We start from the raw sequence: 21,687 nt of genomic DNA, 5'->3' as shown, positions 1-21,687 counted from the left end.
GATCATGACAAACAATAAATTTCAATTACCAAAACCGATAGAGACACATTTTCAGGCGACAAACACGGGCGATTCTGTGACCTTCCTTTCAACCTTTGCCGAGGACGCTGTCGTCATAGATGAGGGGAGGGAATATCGAGGGAAAACCGCCATCAAAGAGTGGAGCGACCGCGATTATTTCGGCGACCATCTGATGCTGGAAGTCACGAATGCCGTTCAGGATGCAGAAGAGATCGTGGTCACTGCAAAATCAGACGGAGACTATGACAAGACCGGGCTGCCGGACCCGCTATATCTTGATTTTCACTTTACGGTGAAGGGGGATAAAGTCACGCGCCTGCGCATCGTTCTTTCCTCCAACGGCAGGTCAATCCCGTTGCCGCAACCGATTGCAGCCTTTTATCATGCCTCCGATGTTTATGACGACACACTGCTTGCAGGCTGCTTTGCAGCGGATGTCGTGTTGGTTGACGAGGCAAAGGAATATCATGGTCCCGAAGCCGTCAGTGGACATATTCTGGAGGCAAACAAGGGTGCTCAGGTCATGACTGAAATCACCGGCTGTGTGGAGAAAAACGGCGAAACGGTTGTCACCGCCACGCTTTCTGGCAGCTTCGAGGGCAGCCCAATTCCCCTGGATTTTCATTTTGCCCTCGAAAGCGGGAAAATCAAGGCGTTAAATATTGTATTGGCGGGTGAATAAGGTTGATGGAAACAGAGAGTTTCATACAGGTCGATCAGGACAAATGCACGCAATGCGAGCTCTGCGTAGAAGTCTGCCGGGGGACCCTTGACATGGGGGAACACGACCCGAAGGTCGTAGTCGCCGATTGGGCGGGGGAGGATCTGAAACACGGGGCCTTGGGAAAATCCCCGTGGGCGCAGAATATCGCCAATACTATCCGTTGCTACCGTGAAAACGGCGAGGATACCATTCTAAGGGACACGCCTTGCCTGACCATTTCCACGGCGGAAAAAAACAGGTTCGCTCTCGGGCGAGACAACACCCATTTTGCACTCACGTATGCTCAGCTTTACGCACCGACACTCGGACTTGGCACCTGCTGGTCAGGGTTGTTCGAATATTGCGCTGCAGCGGGATATGAACCACTTCTTGAACTTTTGAAGCTTCCGGAAAACAGAACTATCACGGGTACTTTTTTAGTAGGATATCCGATCTATACTTTTAAACGGTTGGTAGACAGAAATCCTCTGCAGATTACCTGGCAATAATGAAACAGCGTGAATGAGGATTATTTCTGCCTCATTCGGTCTGAGATATTCCTAATTTGTAGCGGTAAAGCTGCTGTAACCTATGCAATCGTTGTTTGAGGGGAAGCGATAAGGCTGGTGGAACGATTAAAAGATATTTATACGAGAGATTTTTTGTTGGACTTTGGTAGAAAAATTCAATCGGCATACCGCGCTTTTCATACGGCAGATTTTATCGCATCCGTAATGGATGAAACATGGGACAAACTGCCACTCAAGGGCTGCCGCACACTGATCCGGAATGTGAACACACAACTGGTAAGATATGACAACCCGTCGCCATTATCGGGCGATCATCGAATTGTGCTTTTGATAAGTGGACAGGAAGTCGCTAATACGATGATAAAAATCCGGACACCACAGAAAGAGAATTGAAACAAGTCATTTGACCACTTGTAAAGAGCGAATCGCTGGACAAGCAATATTAAAGAACGATAGGAAGGTCAAGGTAATCGCTTCAAAAAGTGCTTTGTAATCGACATAGTTGTAGAATACTCTTTATGGGATAGAAAAGCGGTGGCTGATGATTCAGTTCGTCGCCTTTATTTTCTAAAAATATAAACAATACCTTTCCGATTTCGGGTGCCTGCTGCAACCTATATAAACATAAGGAGGGCAATGGGCAAGCACCGGTTATTTAGCACCGGAAGGGGGTAACAAGTATGTCGACTCTCTCGGATGGAGAAAAGCGGCTTTGTGAAATGTTCGATAGCTACTGTAAATCAGTGCTGGACAACATCAGCAAGTACCTGCTACGCAAAATGATTATGATAAGAATTAAAAAATTTATTCTTAAGTTCCGAAGTCAAAGGTTAGTGTAAAATTATTGCAGGTTATTTAATATTGAGTTCTCTGTATCGATTTATCGCCCCATGGACTTCATATTTCCTTGGTAATGCCAGATTACCCGGACAATTCTGATATGGGAAAATGGATTCCATTCCGAAATCATCTATCTGTTTAAATAATTTATCTACAGCTTGGGAAATTGTTATCTTGTCATCCACTATTTTCTTTTCGAGAAATTCCAGCATTGCCGCGATGCAATTTGTCTGGCTGTCATCTACAAGCTGTTCCAATCCGCCTAAATCAATTGCAGATTTATTGTATATAATAAGATGTTTGCCTTTGGCTTTGATTTTATTATGGGTTTCTTTATGAATTGATCCACATTTGGCAATTACTCTTTGCGTAATATCCTCAAAGTTATTTTCTCCTGACTTTTCTCTTTTGTAACCTTCTGCCTTTGTAATTTCCCTTGCCAATTTTGTAACATCTTTTGGAATGTACTCATCCATCATTATAACATGATCCGCTTCATCAAAATAGTCGCCAGATCCTCCTACAATCAAAATAGTTGAAACTCCATGCTCCTTGTATAATGGCCTTATTTTATCAATAAAAGGAGTGATGGGTTCTTTTTCTTTAGATACGAGTTTCTGCATTCTTCCGTCACGTATCATGAAATTTGTTGCAGAAGTATCTTCATCTATCATAAGAAGCTTTGTGCCTGCTTCGAGAGCTTCCATTACATTCGCAGCCTGGGAAGTACTTCCGCTTGCATTTTCCGTAGAAAATTTCAGGGTATCCTTGCTATTTGGAAGGTGGTTTATAAATGGACTTATATTTACCTTTTTAATGCTGCGTCCGTCCTCCGCACGTATTTTAACTGCATCGTTCCTTGTAATTACAAGTTCACGGCCATCTCCTGGTATATGATTGTATACGCCGAGTTCAAGGGCCTTCAATAAAGTTGATTTCCCATGATAACCACCACCGACAATCAAGGTTATTCCCTCCGGAATTCCCATTCCTCTGATTGTTTTTTTGCTTGGAAGCAGCATTTCCGTTTCAAAATTCTCAGGACTGTTAAATGGTACCGCTTTACTCATCAGTGGTTTATCTGATACGCCGCTTTCACGGGGCAGAATAGATCCATTGGCTATGAAAGCTACAAGTTTTCTTTTTATTAATTCATCTCTTATATATTCCTGATCCAGAATTAAGGTTACCTGATCTTTCAGGGGTTTATGGTTGATATTTTTGTAGACAAGTGAATTATCAACTATTTTAGGTATAATATTAGAAAAAATATTGTCTGCCGTTTTCCCCAGAACCCTTCTTCCTGCAGCAGGCAGACCTATTTCAAACCTGGTTTCAATGTAGTCCCTTTTTATCATTATTGATGTCCTTTCAAGCATTTCCTGACTACATTTATCTATAATTATCAAGTTACTTTTTCCAGAGCCATTTTTTTTATTGTTTAAATGCTTCATGCTGTTTTCAAAAGTTCGTGTTAAAAAGTCGCATACTGCTGTTATCTTGTGTTTTGAGTTTATAAGTTCATCAGGAAAACCAGCTGTTTTCCGGGAAATATTTATGTGACATCTGGAAGGTGGTGCAAATGGATCGGATTGGACGTGATCTATAAATAATATGTACTTCCCGAAGTCATATGCCCCTTTTATTTTTTTATAAGAAGAATATCCATTTCCGTCTATTGAATGTAATATTCTCTGAAGTTCACTATAATTTTTCAAGTTTCATTCCTCCTATGTAAAGTTTTAATAATTTTTGGCCTATAAAAAGTATACATCTTCAATAATTATATTGGCAATTGGCTTTTAGAATATGAAAGTATTTTGATATTTAAGTTTTGCCATGATAAAATGATTTGGTAAGTAAATATTAATGATTTGGAGGAATGATTATGCCTTGTATTCAAACGAGAGTTAATGTAAGAATAACAAAAGATAAGGAAGAAATTATAAAAGATAAGCTTGGTAAAGCTATAGAACTTATTCCAGGAAAGTCAGAGAACTGGCTTATACTTTCTTTTGAAGATGAATGTAATTTGTATTTCAAAGGTGACAATAAACAGAAAATTGCCTTTGTGGAAGTTAAAATATTTGGGAAAGCAGAAAATACTGCATATGATAAATTGACTTCAGCAATTACAGGAATTTTGAATGAAGAATTGGATATAGATCCATCATGGATTTATATTAAGTACGAAGAGGTGGATCATTGGGGCTGGAACGGCAGCAATTTTTAATATATACAAAATGATAGCCACAAAAAAAATTTTTTTAGCTATTGAAATATTGTTGTATGTTTAGTATAATATTGATTGTTCGTGTTATAGCTTAAACATAATTGAATATATTGTGTTATTTCATGAGTAAACCCGTGGAGAGATGTCCGAGAGGTTGAAGGAGCACGCCTGGAAAGCGTGTGTAGGGGAAACTCTACCGGGGGTTCGAATCCCCCTCTCTCCGCCATTTAAACTTTGTCGTGCTAGATGGGGAGTTAGCGGTGCCCTGTACCTGCAATCCGCTACAGCAGGATTTAATTCCTTGCCTAGGCTGCAAACTGTGGGGTCTGGCCCATAAAAGTGGCGTTGAGAACTGGGTCCCACGCAACGGAAACTCATGAACCCCGTCAGGTCCGGAAGGAAGCAGCGGTAAGTGGTAATTTTCGTGTGCCGTGGAAAAACCTGGTTTGAGTTAACTATATGGGTAACGCCTATAGCTTGTTAGACGAAGCAAGGTGCACGACTTTAATAAATTAATTGCTTTTAAAGATACCTTAGGGTATCTTTTTGTTTTATAGATATTATAAGGTTATAATATATAGAAGAGGGTGATAACATGGCTTATACCACACTATATAGGGAATGGAGACCTAAAATATTTAATGATGTTGTAGGTCAGAAGCATATAACGGTAACCCTGAAAAATCAGATATTAAACAATAGAATAGCACATGCCTATTTGTTTTCAGGGACAAGAGGAACAGGAAAAACCTCCACGGCAAAGATTCTGGCCAAGGCAGTAAACTGTGAAAATCTACAAGATGGAGAGCCTTGCAATGAATGTGAGATGTGCAGGAAAATAAATTCTGGAACTGCAATTGATGTAATTGAGATGGATGCTGCGTCAAAGAGACGGCTTGAGGATATAAAAGATGTAATAGAAAATGTAAAGTACCCTCCGCAGGAGGGAAAATACAAAGTCTATATAATGGATGAGGTACATATGCTCACCCAGGAAGCAGTAAATGCTTTCCTGAAGACATTGGAAGAACCTCCTGAAAATGTTATATTCATACTTGCGACTACCGATCCCCAGAAGCTTCCGGTTACTATACTATCAAGATGTCAGAAATTTGATTTCAGGAGAATAAAAAGTAGTGATATATTTAAAAGACTTAGACATATTGTAGATAGTGAAGGTGTATTTGCAGACGATAGAAGTCTGAATTTAATATCCAGAATGTGTGACGGAGCTATGAGGGATGCACTCAGCATACTTGATCAGGCAATAGCCATGGGAGACAGCAAGGTCAAATATGAAAATGTAATTGATATGCTTGGACTGGTTACAAATGACAATTTGTTCAGGCTTGTAGACAGCATAATAGAAAAAGATGTGGAAGACTGTATGAAGGTGATTGATGATATAGTTCTGAGTGGAAAGGATATATATAATTTTATAAGGGATATGATAACTCACTTTAGAAATCTTTTAATGGCAAAGGTATCCAATGATCCAGAGGAAGTACTGGATATGTCGGAAGAAAATATAAAATTGATCAAGGATCAGTCCCAGAAAATAAGAGTAGAAGAAATAATGAGAAATATAAGAATTCTTCAGGATGCAGAAGAGCAGTCAAAGTGGGTGAAGCAGAACAGGATATATCTGGAACTTTCAGTTATAAAAATGTGCAAAATAGAATATGATACCTCAAAAGAAGTTATATTGGCAAGATTGAACAGGCTTGAGGAGTATATAAAAAGAGGAAATGTAAAAGTAGTTCCAGAGAAAAAAATAAAGTCCGATTCTGTAAAAGATATTAAATCAAAACCAAAACTGAACGACAATATGGATAATATTGAATCTGAAGATAATAATACTGTTAAGGATAAAGATATATCAGATGAAGGCAATATCTCTTCGAAGCTGACATTGGATATTGTAAAAAAGAGATGGAAAGATATACTTGAGTCGTTTAAAGCAAGGCATCAGATGGTGATTTTTGCAGCGCTTACTACTGGAGAAGTGGAAAAATGTCTGAATGGAATTATAACTATAAAGTACACCGAGAATTATGCTTTTCATAAACAGCGACTTGAAAAAAGTGAAAATAAGAAAATTGTAGAATCAGTATTTTCGGAGGTATTAAAAGAAAAAGTTAGGGTGAATTACATTATTGAAGGACAAAATATAGAAGATATGCCTCTATCCAAAGAACAAATATTAAAAGATACGTTTGGAGAAGATATGGTGGAAATACTTGATGAATGATTGATTTATAGATAAACTGAAAATATGATATAATTAAAATCGATATTAGTTGATTTAAGGAGGAAATTATATGGCAAGAGGTGGATTCCCCAACTTTGGCGGTGGGGGAAATATGAATAATTTCATGAAACAGGCCCAGAAAATGCAAAAACAGATGCAAGATATGCAGGAAGAGCTTGAAAATAAAGAATTTACGGCTACTGCCGGCGGAGGAGCTGTAACGGCAGTGGTAAACGGAAAAAAATATATAAAGAGCATAAAAATAAAACCAGAGGTAATTGATCCGGATGATGTTGAAATGATTGAAGATTTGGTTCTTACTGCGTGTAATGAAGCTTTGAAAAATGCAGATGAACAGACTGCATCTGATATGAAAAAGCTGACAGGAGGACTTAATATTCCAGGAATGTTTTAGAGTAGCCCCATCTTTTAAGGTGGGGTTTTAAATTGAGGCAGGTGAGTAAAATGGATTTTTATCCAGTAGCTATAGAGAAATTGATAGAGGAATTTGCAAAACTTCCCGGCATAGGGTATAAAACGGCACAAAGACTTACCCTTTATGTATTGAATCTGCCGGGAGAAGAAGTAAGAGAGTTTGCAGATGCGCTTGTCAAGGCTAGAGGAACTATAAAATATTGTTCTGTCTGTGGAAATTTTACGGATTCAGATCCCTGTGACATATGTTCCAATCCTAATAGAGATAAAGGAACAATATGTGTAGTTGAGCAGCCAAAGGATATAATGGCTATAGAGAGAATTAAAGAATATAATGGCGTTTATCATGTCCTTCACGGTAATATATCTCCTATGGCTGGAAGAGGACCTGAAGATATAAAATTGAAAGAACTTGTAAGAAGGATCAATGGAGAAGTAAAGGAAGTAATAGTGGCTACAAATCCAAATGTTGAAGGTGAAGCTACTGCCATGTATATAGCCAAGATATTGAATCCTCTTGGTGTAAAAGTTACTAGAATTGCTCATGGAATTCCTGTAGGTGGAGATCTGGAATATTCAGATGAAATTACACTTTCAAAGGCTATGGAAGGAAGAACGGAAATATAGTTAAAATGTATAATACTCCTAATTTATGTCAATTATTTAAATATAAATAAATTAGGAGGATTTTTTATGAATAAAAGAAATATATTTAGATTTTTAATTTCAAAGAGTTCAAGATATACAAAAAATCAGAGAAAATTACTAAATGATATAGAAAAGGCAAGAGAAGAAATAGAAAGGTGCAGTGCTTATTTTGATACCGTAAAAGAACCGCATCTTGTAGATTATGCTATACATATGGAGGAAGCGGCAAAGGCCAAATATATGTATCTATTGAATGAAGCCAAGAGAAATGGAATTAAAGTGGATACAAAAAATATATTTGAAAGTTTACAGACTGTCAAAAAATCTTCTTAAAAGAAAATTAACATATCCTATTTTGTATTAATACTTTTTTACTGATAGAATATAAATTAATAGTAGATAAATAGGATATGGGGAGATGCGTAAATGTTTCAGTTTGAATATATAGGTTATTTTTTAATTGCTATTTTGGGATTGTATATATTAGTGAAAGTATTTTCATGGCCTATAAGGATATTATTTAAACTGCTTGTAAATGCTGTATTAGGTGCACTTTTACTTGTAATTGTAAATTTTGTAGGAAATTATTTCGAATTTTACATAGGTATAAATGCAGTTACCGCACTTATAGCAGGATTTTTTGGGATACCTGGGGTTATATTTCTAGTCGTTTTTAAATTGTTCTTTTAGAATGTATTCTAATAAATATTGTATTGTACTTCTTATACGGAGATGATAAATTGGAATTCAATAAAAACATAGTAAGAGCTAAGTTTTTAAAAAGACCTAATAGATTTGAAGCATACGTGGATATAGACGGTTTTAACACAATTGTTCATGTTCCAAATACAGGAAGATGCAGGGAGATTTTGATTCCTGGAGTATCTGTAATATTGAGAGAAGAAGATGGCTCAAATAGAAAAACCAAATATGATATTATAGGGGCATATAAAAACAATAATATTATAAATATAGATTCTCAGATACCAAATAATGTAGTTGCTGAAGCCTTGAAGGAAAAGAGAATAGATAGATTTGTCAAATATGAGAAAATTGAAAGAGAAAAAACTTTTGGCAACAGCAGATTCGATTTTAAACTTTCAGGAACTGAAGTGAAAGAATGTTATCTTGAGGTAAAAGGAGTTACTCTTGAGGAAAATGGTATAACCAGATTTCCCGATGCTCCTACGCAGAGAGGCAAAAAACATGTATTTGAACTTATAGATGTAAAAAGGTCGGGAAGAGAGGCAGCCATTTTATTTTTGATTCAAATGCAAAATGTTATTTACTTTACACCAAATGATAAAACTGATAAAGAATTTGGACAAGCTCTTAGACTGGCATATAAAGAAGGTGTTGGTATAATGGCTTATAATTGTAATGTGGGTGAGAAATTTATAACTTTAAAAGATGAAATAGAGGTTAGATTGTGATTGTCAACCTATAGTTTATGTTTGAAAAATATTACATATATTATTATAATATAATAAAGCATGTTTTAGTAGCTGTTGCACTATTTTAAAGGGGGTGTAATTTGCTTATATAGCAAATAAAAATTATGAAATTCAAATATTGTCCTATATGTGGAAGAAAGTTAGAAGAAAGATATAGCTGGGATGAGGGTGGAGTACCCTACTGTCCATATGATGATATATTTTATTTTGATACACCCAAACCATGTATTATAGTTGCAGTATTAAACGAAGATAAAATACTATTACTCAAACAGAGTTATATATATAAAAATTCCAAGGTATTGCTTTCAGGTTATGTTACAACCGGTGAGACAGTTGAGGAAACTGTTCATAGAGAGGTATTTGAGGAATCGGGACTTAAAGTGAAGGAATTGAAGTATCTTGGAAGCGAGTATGTGAACAACAAGGAAATAGTCATGCTTACATTTATGGCTAAATATAATGGAGGAGAAATTAGAAAATCATCTGAAGTTGAGGGATTAAAATGGGCTAATCTTAAGGATGCTATTTGTGAGATGAGTGAAGACGTTATAGGTAAGAAGATAGTAAAAAAAGTTCTTAAGATACTGGGTAATAAAAATGATGATGTGGAAAATAATTCAGAAAAGGAATTATAAGGGGGTATACAAATGGCTAAGTATGTACCGGAAATAAAGGGTATTTTAAAGAGACATGCTATTCAGTTGCCGGAGGTTATAAGAGAAGCAAGCGGGATAAGAATATTTGGAAAAAGGTTAAAATCTTTTGTGTTTAGTACGGATGTAGCTGTTATAAAAAATACGAATGCCGATGCTGTTATTGCAATATATCCTTTTACTCCTCAACCGCTTATAACTCATGCTATAGTTTCAGCTGCCGATATTCCGGTATTTTGTGGTGTAGGAGGAGGAATTGCACCTGGAAGAAGAGTTGTTAATTTAGCATTAGACGCAGAATTTAAAGGGGTTATGGGAGTCGTTGTAAACAGCAATACATCGAATGAAGTTATACATGAGATAAGAGAGACGATAGATATACCTATAATAGTAACTTTGATATCAGAATATGAGAATGTAAAAGAAAGAATAGATGCAGGCGCTACAATAATAAATGTAGCTGGTGCGGACAAGACAGATAAAATAGTTAAAAATATAAGAGAGCAATACCCTACTTTCCCAATAATAGCTACAGGAGGGCTTACGGATGAGAGTATAAGGGAAACCATAAAGGCCGGGGCCAATGCGATAACATTTACTCCTCCAACCGCAAGTGATATATTAAGTGAAATAATGGTACAATACAGAGAAAAATATGAAGAAAAGTATAAGCACAACAGAGAGGATTAAATTAAATATTTAGAAGGAGTTAATATGAAGGGTGTTTTATATTACTTTAGCGGTACTGGCAATACTAAATGGGCGGCAGATAGGTTTAGAGACAATTTTAAAACTTATGGAGTAGATTTAAAATTAATAAGTGTGGAAGATACGGAGAAAGTTGAAAGTGAATGTTTTAAAAAAAATGATTTTATAGTTATAGGGTCTCCGGTTCATGCAGAATTTCCACCTAAGATTATGTGTGATTTTTTACGTCAAATTAAACCTAATAATAGAAAGATTAAAGCCATAGTATATTCTACGCAATCTGCAAAATCATCTTCCGCACCATGTTTTATGTCAAAATATCTCAAAAAAAAGGGATATAGAATTGTAATACAGACATATATAAAAATGCCGAATAATTATTATTTTGCTGCAGGAAAAAAACCTGATAAAAGTAGTATTGAAAATTTACTTTCAAATGCAGAAGCAAAAATAGAGCATATTGTAAAAAAATTTATGCACGATAAAATTTTAATCGAGTCAAATAATGAATTCAGAGTTCAATTCAGCAAGTTTTTTAATAAAGTCTTTAGAAGTACTATTCCAAAATTATCCCAGAATATATCATCAACAGAACAGTGTGGAAAATGTGGAATATGTCTTATGAACTGTCCTAAAAAGAATATAACGTTTGAAAATGGACATGCAGTATTCAATAGCAAATGTATTTTATGCATGAGATGTATACATATTTGTCCCATAAATGCAATAAGATATAAACATAGAAAGATAGATCAAACCCAGAAAAATATTCTCCGTTCAATGAAAATAAATGAATAGAATTCATGCACAACTATAAGTGGATATTCATATTATATAATAAAGCAAACAATAAATATATTTAAAAAATTATTGAAAAACTATTGACATATTAAATCTTAAATTCTATAATAAATTACAATCTTATAAATAAATTTGAGATTGTAGTAAATCAGAATATAGTATCCTATGATAAGAAAAGTAACTTAGGTAAAGTTTTAGAGAGCTGGTATTTGGTGTGAGCTGGTACTTTTATCTTGAGTGAATCCGCCTTGGAGGATTATTACGATGAGTAATACGGGAAAATCCGTTATTCAATATGAGAGGATTATGTTTGAATTTTAATATAATCAATAAGGGTGGCAACGCGAGTCAATCGTCCCTATGGGATATTGACTCGCGTTTTATATTTATAGTTTTGAGGGATCAAAGCTATAAAATGGTATAGTTTTAATGTAATCACTTTAGCAAGATATAACTTTGCACCATTAAAGCAACTTTATTTGGGAGGTAAAAGAATGCATAAAAAATTATTTATTCCGGGACCAGTAGAAGTAGAACAGGATGTACTAGAAAAAATGGCTACACCTATGATAGGACATAGAAGTAAAGAGGCATCAGAACTTCAAAGACGTATTAGTGACAAGTTGAGAAAAGTATTCTATACAAAAGAAGAAATTTTGCTTTCTACTTCATCAGGTACAGGTCTTATGGAAGGTGCTATAAGATGCAGTACACTAAAAAGGGCTGCTGTATTTTCAGTAGGGGCATTTGGAAGCAGGTGGCACAAGATAGCTGAGTGCAACAATGTAGCTTCTGATTTATTTGAAGAAGAATGGGGAAAAGGAGTAGATGTTGAAAGAGTAGACAAAGTACTTTCTACAGGTAAATATGATGTACTATGTATAACTCATAATGAAACTTCTACAGGTGTTATGAATCCTGTTGAGGAAATAGCCGAAGTATTGAAGAAATATCCAGAGGTAGTTTGGTGTCTTGATACAGTAAGTTCCATGGGAGGTACTAAGATCGAGGTTGACAAACTAGGAGTCGACATATGTCTTACTTCTACACAGAAGGCTATAGGTCTTCCACCGGGAATGTCCATATGCTCCTTTTCACAGAAAGCAGTGGAGAGAGCAAAAAAGATAAAGTTCAGAGGATATTATCTTGATTTGCTGTCATTATATGACTATATCCATAAAAAAGATTATCAGTATCCATCGACTCCTTCACTTTCGCACATGTTTGCGCTGGATTATCAATTGGATAAAATGCTGGAAGAAGGACTTGAAAATAGATATAAGAGACATTTGGAAATGGCTCAATATGTAAGAAACTGGGCAAAAAAATATTTTGCACTTTATTCAGATGAGAGATATTTATCAAATACTGTAACAAATATAAAGAATACCAGGAATATTGATATTGGAGATTTAAATAAAAAGCTTGGGCAAAGAGGCTTTCAAATCTCAAACGGCTATGGAAAATTAAAGGGAAAAGCTTTTAGAATAGCACATATGGCCGAGTTTACTCTGGGAGATATAAAGGAATTGTTGGACAATATAAACGATATACTCAAATTATAGGATTATGTTGGAATTTATTTATTTGTAATTTTAAAAATATTTTGTTATTTAGGAGGGTTTAAATTGATAAAAATACTGATTAGTGACGGAATGGAAAAAATAGCTGTAGATAAACTTGTAGAAGATGGCTTTGAGGTTATAGATAAACATTATGATGAAGAAGAATTAAAAGAACAGATAAAGAATTTTGATGTAATAGTAGTGAGATCTGCCACCAAGATAAGGAAGTCACTTATAGACATTGCAAAAGGTGGAAGATTGAAGCTTATAATAAGAGGTGGAGTAGGACTCGACAATATAGATGTGGAATATGCAAGAGAAAATGGAATTCAAGTAAATAATACTCCCAATGCAAGCACTGTATCAGTAGCAGAGATGACAATTGCACATATGCTGACAATATCAAGATATGTAAGCAATTCGAACATTACCATGAGACAGGGAAAATGGGAAAAGAAAAAATACAAGGGTGTAGAGTTGTATGGTAAGACACTTGGACTTATAGGTTTTGGAAGAATAGCAAAGGAAGTTGCAAAAAGGGCCTATGCAATGGGCATGAAAGTAATATATTATGATAAATTGGGAAAGGCAAAGGGATATAACGATTATACCTTTTATCAGTTGAATGACCTGCTGAAAAAGGCGGACTATATATCAGTCCATATTCCATTTGGCAAAAATAACAGGGCTGTAATTGGAAAAGAGCAGTTCAATATAATGAAAGATGGAGTATATATAATAAATTGTGCTAGAGGCGGGGTAATAGATGAGATTGAACTTGTTAATGCACTTAATTCAGGAAAAGTAGCTGGAGCTGGAATTGATGTATTTTGTAATGAGCCTGAACCAAATCAGGAACTTGTAAATAATGAAAGAGTGTCTGTAACACCTCATATAGCAGGTTCAACTAAGGAGGCACAGCAAAGGATTGGCATTGAGATAGTAAATATAGTTGAGAATTTTTTTAGTGTTGCACATAAAAAAGTTATAAATGAATAAATTTTATTGTTCATAGAAATTAATTGGAGGATAAGATGGCTATTATAAAGGCATTTAAAGCTGTAAGGCCAAGAGAAGATCTGGCTCGGAAAGTTGCTGCTCTTCCTTATGATGTCATGAGTAGTGATGAAGCAAGAGAAGAAGTAAAAGGAAATGAGTATTCCTTTCTTCATATAGACAAAGCCGAAATTGATTTGGATAAAAATATAGACATATACGATACAAGCGTATATGAAAAAGCAAGAGAAAATCTTCAAAATATGATTTCTCAAAATATACTGATACAGGATAAAAAGCCATATTTATATATCTACAGATTGACTATGGATGGGAGAAGCCAGACAGGAATAGTAGGATGTACTTCTATTGATGATTATATAAATAATCACATAAAAAAACATGAATATACAAGACAGGACAAAGAGATGGACAGGATAAATCATGTTGATTATTGTGATGCAAATACAGGACCTATATTCATGACTTACAGACATAATGAGGGTATTGAAAATATAATAAGAAAATGGACACAAAAAAAACCTATATATAATTTTACTGCTGAAGATGGGGTAATTCACACAGTATGGATTATAGACAATGATGATACAATTTTGGATATACAAAATATATTCAAAACAATCGACAGTCTTTATATAGCAGATGGTCATCATAGGGCTGCATCAGCCGTAAAGGTAGGTATTAAAAGAAGAAAAGAAAAGGGAAGTTATTCTGGAGATGAAGAATTTAATTTTTTTCTGTCTGTAGTTTTTCCTGATTCTGATTTGCATATTATAGACTATAATAGAGTAGTTAAAGATTTGAATGGACTTACAATTGAAAATTATATAAACAGGGTAAGTGAAAAATTTGAAGTAAGTATTTATAAGGGATGGGGGCAATATAAACCTTGTGAGAAGCATACCTATGGAATGTATATCGAAGGCATATGGTATAAACTTACTGCGAAACGAAATGTTTATATAAATGGGGATGTAGTTTCGGATCTAGATGTATCTATTCTTCAAAATAATTTACTTGATCCTATTCTTGGTATAGAAGATCCGAGGCAGGATGACAGAATAGATTTTATAGGAGGAATAAGGGGGCTTAAGGAGCTGGAGAATAAAGTAGACAGCGGAGAATATAAATTGGCATTTTCCATGTATCCAGTTACCTTGGAAGAACTGATGAAAATTGCAGACGAGGGTAGGGTAATGCCGCCTAAATCTACATGGTTTGAACCTAAACTTAGGAGCGGGTTGTTTGTTCATAAATTAAAATAAATACAAATTTAAATAGAAAATAATTTAGAGGGATAAGATTAAGATATTGATAAATCTTATCCCGTTTCTCATGTTATTTTTCTGCAAATTTTATTATAATAAACATGTGATTAATGTGAATATATTGAAGGTAAAAATGATGGTTTTGTGGATAATTTTTTTCAGACTTTATTATAAGATGTGAATATTTTGAAGATTTGGTGGGAGAAAGAATGGGATGGATAGGTGGGTAGACGGATGCTGGAAATTTTAGAGCGTCGTAAATCTTTGTCGTAAAACTATAATAGTTGTCCCAGCCAAAAAAGATTAACTAAGAAATAAAAAATATTGAAAGATATTATTTGTTATACCATATTTAATTAAAAAGGATATAATTAGTATAGAAATTTAGATTGTTTTTATAAGTCATCTAATAAGAATTGAAAATGAGAAATTTAGAAAATAAAGGAGATAGAAATGAGAATGCCAATTTACCAAGTTGATGCATTTACAAATGAACTATTTAGAGGAAATCCAGCAGCAGTGTGTCCATTAGAAGAATGGATTGATGATAATATAATGCAAAAAATAGCCAAGGAAAATAATTTATCAGAGACCGCTTTTTTTATTAAGAAAGGAGATATGTATGAATTAAGGTGGTTTACGCCAGAATTTGAAATAGATTTGTGTGGTCATGCTACATTAGCGGCTGCTTATGTTATATTTCAATATTTAGAAAAAGATTTAAATGAGATAAGTTTTGATACAAAAAGTGGTAAATTAAAGGTTATTAAGAAAGCTACTCTACTTACCATGGTTTTTCCATCAAGAGAAGGAAACAAATGTGATATTACAAAGGAATTAGTAGAAGCATTAGGCAAGAAACCTTTGGAGTTATATAAATCACGAGATTATATGGCGGTTTTTGAAAAGGAAGAAGATATCATTAATCTAAATCCAGATATGGAAAAGTTAAAAAAAATAAATGCATTTGGAATAATAGTTACATCAAAAGGAAACGATATTGATTTTGTATCAAGGTATTTTATTCCAGATTCTGTAATAGGTGAAGATCCAGTAACAGGTTCAGCACATTGTACATTAATACCATATTGGAAGAAAGTTTTGAATAAAGATAAATTTTTAGCACGCCAATTATCCGATAGAAGTGGAATTTTATATTGTAGAGATCTAGGAGATAAAGTAGAGATATCAGGTGAGGCTGCTTTTTACTTAGAAGGATATATCAATGTTTGAAGTATTGAATAATTCTAATTTTTATAATTGGCATACAAGGAAAATAATAGTTTAAAGAGAGGATAAGGTATGACTTCTATATAAAAAGTAAGAAACATACGAGCAACATTCCAATAAATTCTGCAATAAAATTCACTAAATAGTGGAATTATAAAAATATAATAATTCTAACTATAGGATGGTGAACTGGAGTGAAAAGGGTACATGATAGAATAAATTATTATACTGAGAAATCAACCAAGCATCAAAAAATAACTCAAATAAGAGAATGCATATAAGATACATAGTCATTCTTAACTATCTTCAAGGATACAAGCTTAATGAAGTTGCCTATATGAACAATATATCTTCTCAAACCCTAGGTGTTTATGTTAAAAAGTATAAATTATTCAGGATAAGAGGTCTGGCTATGGGTAAAAGCTCGGGAGTCCCCCGTCATTTAACCGGTGATCAAGAATCAGAACTAGTTAAAATAATTACAACCAGTACTCCTGATGAAGAAGGTTTTACCGCAAGAAAAAACTGAGATACTACGATAATAAGGTAGCAATGAGGCAGCTGGTAATGAAATTTTATGGTGTTTCTTACTGTCAAAGAGGAATGCTTAAAGTATTATACAGAAATAATTTGAGTTTCATCCGGCCAACATATTTTTTGAAAAAAGCTGATGAGTCAAAACAGAAAGAATTCAAGAAGCAGTTTGATCTTTTAAAAAAAACTGATATATGGATCTATCGACCATATTCTTTTTGAAGATGAGTCAATGATTCGGGATTATCAGGCTATAGCAAAAACATGGTTTATCAAAGGCAGACAAAGAATTATTCCCACTACCGGAAAGCATAGAGGAGTCAAGCTTCTAGGTGTATTAAACTATGAAACTGGACAAATATATTTCAGTGAAGATGAAAAGTATGATGCAAGGTATTCCTCAAATTTCTACAAGAAATAGTACACGAGTATCCTGATGGAAAGATTGTAATGATCCTGGACAATTCTCGTATTCACAATGCAAAACTCATTCAGCCATTCCTGAAGGCTTACCCCTCGATTGGAGCTTGTATTTCTTCCACCATCTATATAGAATCTTTTGAAATAAATTCTAATGCATAATGTTAGTTAAATATCTACGGATTAATGTTTTGCATAAGATATATCAATATTTTTATGATATGATGTGCCATCTATGTCCTTCCTTAAAAATCTTTGACGACATCATAAAAAAGTTTGCATACGTAGTAAAAAAGATTGGAGATTTTATTGAAAAGGGACAAGAAAAAAGGTTCAAAAATATTGACCTTTATATTGAAATTTAAATAAAATAATTTAGAGGGATAAGATTAAGATATTGATAAATCTTATCCCTTATATTATGATGTAATTGGATATATATTGTAAATCAGGCAGTATTGATAATAATATGGAGATAAATATGAGATTATTAGAATGTAATCAGTTTTTGAGAAGTATTGAACTAAAAAGGAATGAAGTAAAGTCATTTTCAGAATATCCCTATTCCTTACCTATAATAAAGAATTTATCAAGTCTGGCATTTCATCCTAAAGTAACGTTTATTGTGGGAGAAAATGGTTCGGGAAAATCAACAATTTTAGAAGCCATAGCAGTTGCCTGTGGATTTAATCCTGAGGGGGGAACAATCAATTTTAACTTTTCTTCCAGGGATACACATTCGAAATTGTATAATTACATAAGGTTAGTCAGGGGAGTAAGAAAGCCTAAGGATGGATTTTTTCTTAGAGCAGAAAGTTTCTATAATCTTGCAACTAATATTGATGAACTTGATAGAGAAAGTCCAGGGCTAATTTTTTCTTATGGAGGCAAATCCTTGCATAAGCAATCTCACGGTGGATCATTTTTTTCTGTATTCATGAATAGATTTGGAGGTAATGGACTGTATATATTGGATGAACCAGAGTCAGCATTATCGCCGGCAAGGCAAATGTCTATGATTTCGAGAATACACGAATTAGCTAAATTGAACTCACAATTTATTATTGCAACACATTCTCCGATTATTATGGCCTATCCTGAAGCAACTATCTATGAAATAAAAGAAAAGATAGAGGTTGTCAAGTATGAGGAAACTGAAAACTATCAAATTATGAAGAGTTTTATAAATAATAAAAATAGGATGATTGATATTTTAATTGATGATTAAGCTGAATAAAGTTTTGCTAAATGTGGAGTAGAGCATATGCTATAATATACATAGTTTATAATTGGGAGAGGTAGAAATGCTAAAGAAACGATTTGTGTCGATTGATTCAGTTAATGATAGCAATAAGGAATATATTATAAGAGATAATTCAGGTATAACTATAGGGAGAGTGTTTATAATTGATTTTTCCAGGCTGAATAAATATGGCTTGCTTAGAATCAGATTTTATAAGTCCGGGAATACAAGTTATAAGTTGCTGATGGATTCTCTTGATATACTTGTAAAGCAGTTATTTCAGGATATGAACTTAAATAAAATAAATATACTGGCGGATGAAAATATAGATATAGACACATTTGTTGATTTAGGTTTTGAACTCGAAGGTATAATATCAAACAGTATAAAGTCTGGAGCGAAGTATAGGAATGAAATATTGTTTGGATTTGATTTCAACAAGTTTAAAAGTATTAATATAAATAAAGGTTTACGTATAAGAGGGGAAAATATAGAAATCAAAGTGTTTGTACCTGGAGATGAAAAAGATATTCTCAGCTATTATTTAAAGAATAAAAATTATCTCAAAAGATTTGAACCTGATCGTGAAAAGGATTTTTATACATTGGACACGCAGAAAAAGAATCTTATTGAAAGTTATAAGGATTTTTTAAATGGCAAGAATATAAATTTTGGTATATACAAGAATTCAAAATTGATAGGTAAAATACAGATGTCAAACATAGTCATAGGAGTATTTAAGAATGCTTTTGTAGGTTATTCCATAGATGAAGACGAACAGGGGAAGGGCTATATGAAAGAAGCTTTGAATCTTGTTATAAAATATGCCTTTGAAGAGTTGAATCTCCATAGATTGGAGGCTTCTACTCTTATAGATAATTTGAAATCCCAAATGGTGCTTAAAGCATGTGGCTTTAGTGAATTAGGAATTAATAGTAGTTATTTATTTATAAATGGAAAATGGAGAGATCATATAACGTTCTACAGGATTAATCCTGTAGTATAATAATATAAACATAACCAAGCGTATCCATATATAAAAAAGTGAGAAATGAATAGAAAAGAGAAGAAAGGATAAAATAAACTTGTATTATAATAAAATAAATAAATTGTAGAATAATAAGCTGTGATATAATAACATTCGTTGTCTCAAAAGATGACAGAAGTCAGTAATATCAACTCATTGAAGCATAATGAAAAAAAGATAAAAAAATGTTGACAAACATGAGATGAGATGATATACTATAAAAGCTGTCCAAAGAGGCGGCGAAAGAAGAGACATGATCCTTGAAAATTAAACAGAATAGAAACAAGTGAAAACTTGAAGAAATAAACCAGCAATTTTTTTGAGCTGCAGAGATGCAGTAATTAAGAAATCGAACCAGTATATTACAATTTGTAACATGCCAAAATTGGCAGGAGCGAGCAGGACGAGGAAAAACTTGAAGGAGGAGCGGAGTTTACTTGTGTAAATGAGCACCGAAGTGAGAGTTTTGACGAAGTAATGCGAAGCTGATGACAATTTTTAGATGAGCAAGCAAACTTTTAAATTGAGAGTTTGATCCTGGCTCAGGACGAACGCTGGCGGCGTGCCTAACACATGCAAGTCGAGCGAAGGAACCCCTTCGGGGGAGACTTAGCGGCGGACGGGTGAGTAACACGTGGGTAACCTGCCTCAAAGAGGGGGATAGCCTCCCGAAAGGGAGATTAATACCGCATAAGACCTGAATTCGCATGAATTCAGGATAAAAGGAGTAATCCGCTTTGAGATGGATCCGCGGCGCATTAGCTAGTTGGTGGGGTAGAAGCCTACCAAGGCAACGATGCGTAGCCGACCTGAGAGGGTGATCGGCCACATTGGAACTGAGATACGGTCCAGACTCCTACGGGAGGCAGCAGTGGGGAATATTGCACAATGGGCGAAAGCCTGATGCAGCAACGCCGCGTGAGTGATGAAGGTCTTCGGATTGTAAAGCTCTGTCTTCTGGGACGATAATGACGGTACCAGAAGAGGAAGCCACGGCTAACTACGTGCCAGCAGCCGCGGTAATACGTAGGTGGCGAGCGTTGTCCGGAATTACTGGGCGTAAAGGGTGCGTAGGCGGATGTTTAAGTGAGATGTGAAATACCCGGGCTTAACCTGGGAGCTGCATTTCAAACTGGATATCTGGAGTGCAGGAGAGGAGAACGGAATTCCTAGTGTAGCGGTGAAATGCGTAGAGATTAGGAAGAACACCAGTGGCGAAGGCGGTTCTCTGGACTGTAACTGACGCTGAGGCACGAAAGCGTGGGTAGCAAACAGGATTAGATACCCTGGTAGTCCACGCCGTAAACGATGAGTACTAGGTGTAGGAGGTATCGACCCCTTCTGTGCCGCAGTAAACACAATAAGTACTCCGCCTGGGAAGTACGATCGCAAGATTAAAACTCAAAGGAATTGACGGGGGCCCGCACAAGCAGCGGAGCATGTGGTTTAATTCGAAGCAACGCGAAGAACCTTACCTGGACTTGACATCCCCTGAATAGCCTGGAGACAGGCGAAGCCTTTCGGGGCAGGGAGACAGGTGGTGCATGGTTGTCGTCAGCTCGTGTCGTGAGATGTTAGGTTAAGTCCTGCAACGAGCGCAACCCTTGTTGTTAGTTGCTAACATGAAAGATGAGCACTCTAACGAGACTGCCGCGGTTAACGCGGAGGAAGGTGGGGATGACGTCAAATCATCATGCCCCTTATGTCCAGGGCGACACACGTGCTACAATGGGCAGAACAGAGAGAAGCAAGACCGTGAGGAGGAGCCAAACTCAAAAACTGCTCTCAGTTCGGATTGCAGGCTGAAACCCGCCTGCATGAAGCTGGAGTTGCTAGTAATCGCGAATCAGCATGTCGCGGTGAATACGTTCCCGGGCCTTGTACACACCGCCCGTCACACCATGAGAGCTGGCAACACCCGAAGTCCGTAGTCTAACTTAGGAGGACGCGGCCGAAGGTGGGGTTAGTGATTGGGGTGAAGTCGTAACAAGGTAGCCGTAGGAGAACCTGCGGCTGGATCACCTCCTTTCTAAGGAGAAAAGGAACAGGACACTGTTCCATAAAAGTTGGTATTTTGTTTGAGCAAGTAACTTGAAAAATTGA

Annotated in this window: 21 protein-coding genes, 1 tRNA gene, 1 rRNA gene, 1 other RNA gene, 1 pseudogene and 1 other annotated feature; of the genes and pseudogenes, 24 read left to right on the top strand and 1 reads right to left on the bottom strand. The window is 35.3% G+C overall.

The annotated features are described in order from the left end of the window. The first annotated feature begins 4 nt into the window (after positions 1-4). Positions 5-703, top strand: a complete 699-nt coding sequence (locus LKE46_RS14465) for a nuclear transport factor 2 family protein (RefSeq protein WP_291723808.1) — start codon at positions 5-7, stop codon at positions 701-703. Positions 704-708: 5 nt separating this feature from the next. After that, the gene (locus tag LKE46_RS14460; RefSeq protein ID WP_291723805.1) at positions 709-1,233 is read left to right on the top strand and encodes a nitroreductase family protein; all 525 of its coding nucleotides are present in this window, start codon (positions 709-711) and stop codon (positions 1,231-1,233) included. A gap of 872 nt (positions 1,234-2,105) precedes the next feature. Here LKE46_RS14460 and LKE46_RS14455 read toward each other — a convergent pair. After that, the gene (locus LKE46_RS14455) at positions 2,106-3,812 is read right to left on the bottom strand and encodes an ABC-ATPase domain-containing protein (RefSeq protein WP_291723802.1); all 1,707 of its coding nucleotides are present in this window, start codon (positions 3,810-3,812) and stop codon (positions 2,106-2,108) included. A gap of 170 nt (positions 3,813-3,982) precedes the next feature. Here LKE46_RS14455 and LKE46_RS14450 point away from each other — a divergent pair, with 170 nt between their 5' ends. The 22 genes and pseudogenes from LKE46_RS14450 (at position 3,983) to LKE46_RS14350 (ending at position 21,613) form a co-directional block, all read left to right on the top strand. Next, positions 3,983-4,327, top strand: coding sequence for a phenylpyruvate tautomerase MIF-related protein (locus LKE46_RS14450; protein WP_291723798.1), 345 nt, complete (start codon positions 3,983-3,985; stop codon positions 4,325-4,327). A gap of 136 nt (positions 4,328-4,463) precedes the next feature. Then, positions 4,464-4,553 (top strand) — tRNA-Ser (locus LKE46_RS14445). An 11-nt stretch (positions 4,554-4,564) separates the two neighbouring features. Next, positions 4,565-4,829, top strand: an RNA gene (ffs, locus tag LKE46_RS14440) — signal recognition particle sRNA large type. A gap of 93 nt (positions 4,830-4,922) precedes the next feature. Further along, the gene (gene dnaX, locus LKE46_RS14435; protein WP_291723795.1) at positions 4,923-6,578 is read left to right on the top strand and encodes a DNA polymerase III subunit gamma/tau; all 1,656 of its coding nucleotides are present in this window, start codon (positions 4,923-4,925) and stop codon (positions 6,576-6,578) included. A 70-nt stretch (positions 6,579-6,648) separates the two neighbouring features. Further along, positions 6,649-6,993 (top strand): YbaB/EbfC family nucleoid-associated protein, encoded by a 345-nt coding sequence (locus LKE46_RS14430; protein ID WP_291723792.1) that lies wholly within the window; start codon positions 6,649-6,651, stop codon positions 6,991-6,993. Between the two features lie 50 nt (positions 6,994-7,043). After that, positions 7,044-7,640: a recombination mediator RecR gene (recR, locus tag LKE46_RS14425; protein ID WP_291723789.1), complete on the top strand. Its 597-nt coding sequence runs from the start codon at positions 7,044-7,046 to the stop codon at positions 7,638-7,640. Positions 7,641-7,706: 66 nt separating this feature from the next. After that, a complete protein-coding gene (locus LKE46_RS14420) occupies positions 7,707-7,994 on the top strand; it encodes a DUF2508 family protein (RefSeq protein ID WP_291723786.1) in 288 nt (95 codons plus the stop codon). Between the two features lie 93 nt (positions 7,995-8,087). Then, positions 8,088-8,351 (top strand): pro-sigmaK processing inhibitor BofA family protein, encoded by a 264-nt coding sequence (locus tag LKE46_RS14415; RefSeq protein ID WP_291723783.1) that lies wholly within the window; start codon positions 8,088-8,090, stop codon positions 8,349-8,351. Positions 8,352-8,401: 50 nt separating this feature from the next. After that, positions 8,402-9,094 carry a DNA/RNA nuclease SfsA gene (sfsA, locus tag LKE46_RS14410; RefSeq protein ID WP_291723780.1) on the top strand — a complete coding sequence of 231 codons (693 nt, stop codon included), beginning with the start codon at positions 8,402-8,404 and terminating at the stop codon, positions 9,092-9,094. Between the two features lie 125 nt (positions 9,095-9,219). Then, the gene (locus LKE46_RS14405; RefSeq protein ID WP_291723777.1) at positions 9,220-9,753 is read left to right on the top strand and encodes an NAD(+) diphosphatase; all 534 of its coding nucleotides are present in this window, start codon (positions 9,220-9,222) and stop codon (positions 9,751-9,753) included. A 12-nt stretch (positions 9,754-9,765) separates the two neighbouring features. Next, positions 9,766-10,461: a hydrolase gene (locus LKE46_RS14400; protein WP_291723774.1), complete on the top strand. Its 696-nt coding sequence runs from the start codon at positions 9,766-9,768 to the stop codon at positions 10,459-10,461. Between the two features lie 24 nt (positions 10,462-10,485). After that, positions 10,486-11,277 (top strand): EFR1 family ferrodoxin, encoded by a 792-nt coding sequence (locus tag LKE46_RS14395; protein ID WP_291723771.1) that lies wholly within the window; start codon positions 10,486-10,488, stop codon positions 11,275-11,277. Positions 11,278-11,436: 159 nt separating this feature from the next. Beyond that, positions 11,437-11,643: a binding site (T-box leader), on the top strand. A gap of 131 nt (positions 11,644-11,774) precedes the next feature. After that, complete coding sequence (locus LKE46_RS14390; RefSeq protein WP_291723768.1) at positions 11,775-12,845, top strand: pyridoxal-phosphate-dependent aminotransferase family protein; 1,071 nt, start codon at positions 11,775-11,777, stop codon at positions 12,843-12,845. A 63-nt stretch (positions 12,846-12,908) separates the two neighbouring features. Next, positions 12,909-13,844, top strand: coding sequence for a D-2-hydroxyacid dehydrogenase (locus LKE46_RS14385; RefSeq protein ID WP_291723766.1), 936 nt, complete (start codon positions 12,909-12,911; stop codon positions 13,842-13,844). A gap of 35 nt (positions 13,845-13,879) precedes the next feature. Further along, on the top strand, positions 13,880-15,127 hold the full coding sequence (locus tag LKE46_RS14380) for a DUF1015 domain-containing protein (protein WP_291723762.1): 1,248 nt from the start codon (positions 13,880-13,882) through the stop codon (positions 15,125-15,127). Between the two features lie 456 nt (positions 15,128-15,583). Next, entirely contained in the window at positions 15,584-16,363 is a 780-nt protein-coding gene (locus LKE46_RS14375) for a PhzF family phenazine biosynthesis protein (protein WP_291723759.1), read from the top strand. A gap of 268 nt (positions 16,364-16,631) precedes the next feature. Next, positions 16,632-16,889 (top strand): terminase gpP N-terminus-related DNA-binding protein, encoded by a 258-nt coding sequence (locus LKE46_RS14370; RefSeq protein ID WP_291723756.1) that lies wholly within the window; start codon positions 16,632-16,634, stop codon positions 16,887-16,889. A gap of 23 nt (positions 16,890-16,912) precedes the next feature. Continuing rightward, entirely contained in the window at positions 16,913-17,116 is a 204-nt protein-coding gene (locus tag LKE46_RS17770) for a winged helix-turn-helix domain-containing protein (RefSeq protein ID WP_363316099.1), read from the top strand. 10 nt (positions 17,117-17,126) lie between these two features. Then, positions 17,127-17,476: pseudogene (locus LKE46_RS17765) on the top strand (transposase). Positions 17,477-17,795: 319 nt separating this feature from the next. Next, the gene (locus LKE46_RS14360; protein WP_291723753.1) at positions 17,796-18,542 is read left to right on the top strand and encodes an AAA family ATPase; all 747 of its coding nucleotides are present in this window, start codon (positions 17,796-17,798) and stop codon (positions 18,540-18,542) included. 76 nt (positions 18,543-18,618) lie between these two features. Beyond that, positions 18,619-19,563, top strand: a complete 945-nt coding sequence (locus tag LKE46_RS14355) for a GNAT family N-acetyltransferase (RefSeq protein ID WP_291723751.1) — start codon at positions 18,619-18,621, stop codon at positions 19,561-19,563. 540 nt (positions 19,564-20,103) lie between these two features. Further along, positions 20,104-21,613 (top strand): 16S ribosomal RNA (locus tag LKE46_RS14350). The last annotated feature ends 74 nt before the right edge of the window (positions 21,614-21,687 follow it).

This window comes from Clostridium sp., assembly GCF_022482905.1.
Taxonomy (GTDB): Bacteria; Bacillota; Clostridia; order Clostridiales; family Clostridiaceae; genus Clostridium_B.
The sequence above is the reverse complement of the archived record's forward strand: the minus strand, read 5'-3'. Positions and strand labels throughout refer to the sequence as shown.

Bases quoted from the DNA above. Each gene is read 5' to 3' on its own strand.
- LKE46_RS14390 (WP_291723768.1), top strand. From the start codon at position 11,775: ATGCATAAAAAATTATTTATTCCGGGACCAGTAGAAGTAGAACAGGAT.
- LKE46_RS14380 (WP_291723762.1), top strand. From the start codon at position 13,880: ATGGCTATTATAAAGGCATTTAAAGCTGTAAGGCCAAGAGAAGATCTG.
- LKE46_RS14375 (WP_291723759.1), top strand. From the start codon at position 15,584: ATGAGAATGCCAATTTACCAAGTTGATGCATTTACAAATGAACTATTT.
- LKE46_RS14465 (WP_291723808.1), top strand. From the start codon at position 5: ATGACAAACAATAAATTTCAATTACCAAAACCGATAGAGACACATTTT.
- LKE46_RS14370 (WP_291723756.1), top strand. From the start codon at position 16,632: ATGCATATAAGATACATAGTCATTCTTAACTATCTTCAAGGATACAAG.
- LKE46_RS14420 (WP_291723786.1), top strand. From the start codon at position 7,707: ATGAATAAAAGAAATATATTTAGATTTTTAATTTCAAAGAGTTCAAGA.
- LKE46_RS14415 (WP_291723783.1), top strand. From the start codon at position 8,088: ATGTTTCAGTTTGAATATATAGGTTATTTTTTAATTGCTATTTTGGGA.
- recR (WP_291723789.1), top strand. From the start codon at position 7,044: ATGGATTTTTATCCAGTAGCTATAGAGAAATTGATAGAGGAATTTGCA.
- LKE46_RS14355 (WP_291723751.1), top strand. From the start codon at position 18,619: ATGCTAAAGAAACGATTTGTGTCGATTGATTCAGTTAATGATAGCAAT.
- LKE46_RS14460 (WP_291723805.1), top strand. From the start codon at position 709: ATGGAAACAGAGAGTTTCATACAGGTCGATCAGGACAAATGCACGCAA.
- LKE46_RS14405 (WP_291723777.1), top strand. From the start codon at position 9,220: ATGAAATTCAAATATTGTCCTATATGTGGAAGAAAGTTAGAAGAAAGA.
- LKE46_RS17770 (WP_363316099.1), top strand. From the start codon at position 16,913: ATGAGGCAGCTGGTAATGAAATTTTATGGTGTTTCTTACTGTCAAAGA.
- dnaX (WP_291723795.1), top strand. From the start codon at position 4,923: ATGGCTTATACCACACTATATAGGGAATGGAGACCTAAAATATTTAAT.
- LKE46_RS14450 (WP_291723798.1), top strand. From the start codon at position 3,983: ATGCCTTGTATTCAAACGAGAGTTAATGTAAGAATAACAAAAGATAAG.
- LKE46_RS14400 (WP_291723774.1), top strand. From the start codon at position 9,766: ATGGCTAAGTATGTACCGGAAATAAAGGGTATTTTAAAGAGACATGCT.
- LKE46_RS14395 (WP_291723771.1), top strand. From the start codon at position 10,486: ATGAAGGGTGTTTTATATTACTTTAGCGGTACTGGCAATACTAAATGG.
- LKE46_RS14430 (WP_291723792.1), top strand. From the start codon at position 6,649: ATGGCAAGAGGTGGATTCCCCAACTTTGGCGGTGGGGGAAATATGAAT.
- LKE46_RS14360 (WP_291723753.1), top strand. From the start codon at position 17,796: ATGAGATTATTAGAATGTAATCAGTTTTTGAGAAGTATTGAACTAAAA.